Annotated in this window: 4 protein-coding genes; all 4 read right to left on the minus strand. The window is 59.0% G+C overall.

What is annotated here, in order from left to right; genetic code table 11:
• Positions 1-36: 36 nt before the first annotated feature.
• From EV688_RS17250 to tnpA, 4 genes are read right to left on the minus strand one after another with little or no spacing between them, the layout of a single operon-like run.
• A complete protein-coding gene (locus EV688_RS17250) occupies positions 37-342 on the minus strand; it encodes a hypothetical protein (RefSeq protein ID WP_131917729.1) in 306 nt (101 codons plus the stop codon).
• A complete protein-coding gene (tnpC, locus tag EV688_RS17255) occupies positions 332-1,933 on the minus strand; it encodes an IS66 family transposase (RefSeq protein ID WP_420867045.1) in 1,602 nt (533 codons plus the stop codon). Before tnpC ends, EV688_RS17250 begins: the two co-directional genes overlap by 11 nt.
• Positions 1,934-1,952: 19 nt before the next feature.
• A complete protein-coding gene (tnpB, locus tag EV688_RS17260) occupies positions 1,953-2,306 on the minus strand; it encodes an IS66 family insertion sequence element accessory protein TnpB (RefSeq protein ID WP_117314800.1) in 354 nt (117 codons plus the stop codon).
• A complete protein-coding gene (gene tnpA / locus EV688_RS17265) occupies positions 2,306-2,641 on the minus strand; it encodes an IS66 family insertion sequence element accessory protein TnpA (RefSeq protein ID WP_117314801.1) in 336 nt (111 codons plus the stop codon). Before tnpA ends, tnpB begins: the two co-directional genes overlap by 1 nt.
• Between the last annotated feature and the right edge of the window lie 81 nt (positions 2,642-2,722).

The raw sequence follows: 2,722 nt of genomic DNA on the forward strand, positions 1-2,722 counted from the left end.
GTAACCGGTCATTCCAAGACGTCGTTGCCAGCGTGACTATTTTGCCTTGGGCGGTACCAACGCACGGACGGTTGCAACGATTTCCCGCAAGTCACCGTCACTCATTTGCTGATAGTCATCAAAGCTATTGATCGTGTACTTGGCAAATACCGAGTTCACTTTGCCGAACGCCGCCAACACCTTGTGTCGGTGTTTGGATTGCAGTCCTTCCAGCGCGAGTCCCGCATACGCCTGGTTCACCTTGCGGGCTTTTTCCCACAATGCCAGGCTGTCGTCGGCCGCAATGGCCTTCACAGCCTTGGCACTCTCGCGCCATTGCCGGTAGGCCTCTTCATCTGCCATATGTCAGCGTCTCCAGATCCGAGCGCAGTGGAGTGTCCGCGAAGCGCGCCTTCCACAGTCTTGGCGTCAGTTCCTCCACCCGGGAGGCCGGGTGCGAGCCGACCCGCTGCAACACATCGACCAGGTAGTCGTAAGGATTCACCGCGTGCAGCCGGCAGGTCACCAGCAAACTCTGGATAATGCCCACCTGCTCGGCGCCAATCTCCGTCCAGCTGAACAACCAGTTACGGCGACCCATGGGTATGACGCGCAGACCCCGTTCCAGGTGATTGGTGTCCGGCGGCACGTCGGGATCGCTCAGGAACACCTTGAGGGCCTGTTCGCGCTTCATGGCGTAGGCCAGTGCCCGCGACAGCGGATTGCTTTTTACCAGGTCGATGCGCTGACGCTGCGCGTGACACCAGCCAAAGAAGGCTTCCACCACCGGCAGGCTGTTCCGGGTCCGGTAGTCCAGCTTGTTCCGCCCCGTGAGCTTCTGTTCTCGCAGATACGCCTCATGTTCATAGAGGCGACCGATGTAGGCCAACGCCTCGGCCACCGCTTCCGGCTCGGCCTCTTTCGCTTCCTCAAACCCGCGACGGCAATGCACCCAGCACTGTGCGTGCGTCAGCGTCTGATTGTGTTTGCTGAACTTCTCATAGGCCCCATAGCCATCGGTCACCAGCGTGCCATCAAATGCCCCCAGCTGATCCAGGATGTGCTGCATGCCGCGTGACCGCGAGAAGGTAAAGCAGATCTCATCCTGCTCGCCATAAATGGGCCAGAAGTAGGCAAGATTCATCTTCCCCTTTTTCCGGCGTCCTGCCTTGATTGGCGTCTCATCCATCGCAAGGACCCGGCTGCGCAACAGCTGGCGCAACTGGGCTTGGTAAATGGGCGTCAGTAGATCGATGCTGCGCCGGGTCAGGTTGGTCAGCGTGCTGCGAGCCACCTTGATCCCGTTGTGCTCCAGCCGCTGGTGCTGGCGGTACAGGGGCAGGTGATACAAGAACTTGTTCAATAGCATCCCGGCCAGGAAGCTGACATCGGCAACGCTCCGGTCCAGGACATTGGCCGGTGCCGGCGTGGTGATCAGCTGTTGGCTGGACTTCTTCTTGAGGACCGGGCGGGTGTATTTCAACACCACCTGGCTGCCGGGGCGTTCTGCCAGGCGATAGGTGACCTTGTAGCTGATGATGGTGTAGTCATCGGCATCCGGGCCATCCAGCTCCGGCGCCGAGAGCGCAATCTCTTCGACCGGCACACCGTCATCAAACCGCAGACCGCTGTCATCGGGCGAGCCGTCCAGCGCGTTCTTCTTGGCCTTGCCCCGCTGATAGGTGATGGTCTCAGTATCGGGCTCCTGGTGCGCCGGTGTCTCCGGCAGGTCCTTGAGCAGGTCGGCAATGGTGTGCTGGTGGGGATTGTCCGTCATGTCCCGCTTTTCGGACTTCTCGCCGAACAGCTGGCGCTTGAACCAGTTCAACTGGTGTTCCAGTGACTGGATCCGGGCGTCTTTCTGATCCGCGGCGGTGCGCATTTCAGCGAGCACATCCAGCAGGTTATGCGCATCGGGGGTCGCTTGATCGCGAGTCGCGGGGCCGGTTTCCATGGTCATGGATTATACCCGATCAGGCGGCCTGCGGGTGAGAATACCGCTTTCTTTGTAGCGTATTTCTCAGTTCGATACCCTCGATGATCAGCTTGAGCTGGGTCCAGTTCAGCGGCTGCTTCTCTTCCGCAGAACGGTCGTAATTGAAGCGTCCCTCCTCAAGGCGTTTCGCCCAGAGACAATAGCCGCTGCGATCAAAATACAGGATCTTGAGCTGTGTCTGGCGGCGATTGATGAAGACAAACAGGTGGCCACTGAGCGGGTCTTCTCCCATCACGTTCTTCGCCATGGCCGCCAATCCATTGAAGGATCGGCGCATGTCCGTGGGCCTGGCATACAGCCAGATCCTGACCTGGGATTCCGGGAAGAACATCAGCCGGTGCGAACACGCAGAACCACACCGGCACCCAGCTCCAGCTCTACCTGCCAGCGCGGGCACTCCTCAGCAGGAGGACGCGGCAGCGCCGCAGAACTCACGGACTGGGTAATATCAATAAAGCCGTCAGCGGAAGCCTCTGGAGACAATGCCTTCTGCCATCGACTGAGACAACTGGTGGCAATGCTGTGGTGTTTGCAAAAGGCAGTCTTGGTGAGGCCGCTGGCGTCGAACTCCTCGACAATAGCTTTCTTCTGAGCCCGTGAGCGTGAAATGCGCGACGTTGTTTCTGGGACTACGTGGGAAAAGGTATTCTGAATGGAAGCTGTCATGCGTGTTCTCCTGTGGTCGACCAGGAGAACGGTACCGCTGGCTTAGCGGATAGAATAGAACGCCTCAGAATGAACGGTTAC

Source organism: Chromatocurvus halotolerans, assembly GCF_004340525.1.
GTDB classification, from domain to species: domain Bacteria; phylum Pseudomonadota; class Gammaproteobacteria; order Pseudomonadales; family Halieaceae; genus Chromatocurvus; species Chromatocurvus halotolerans.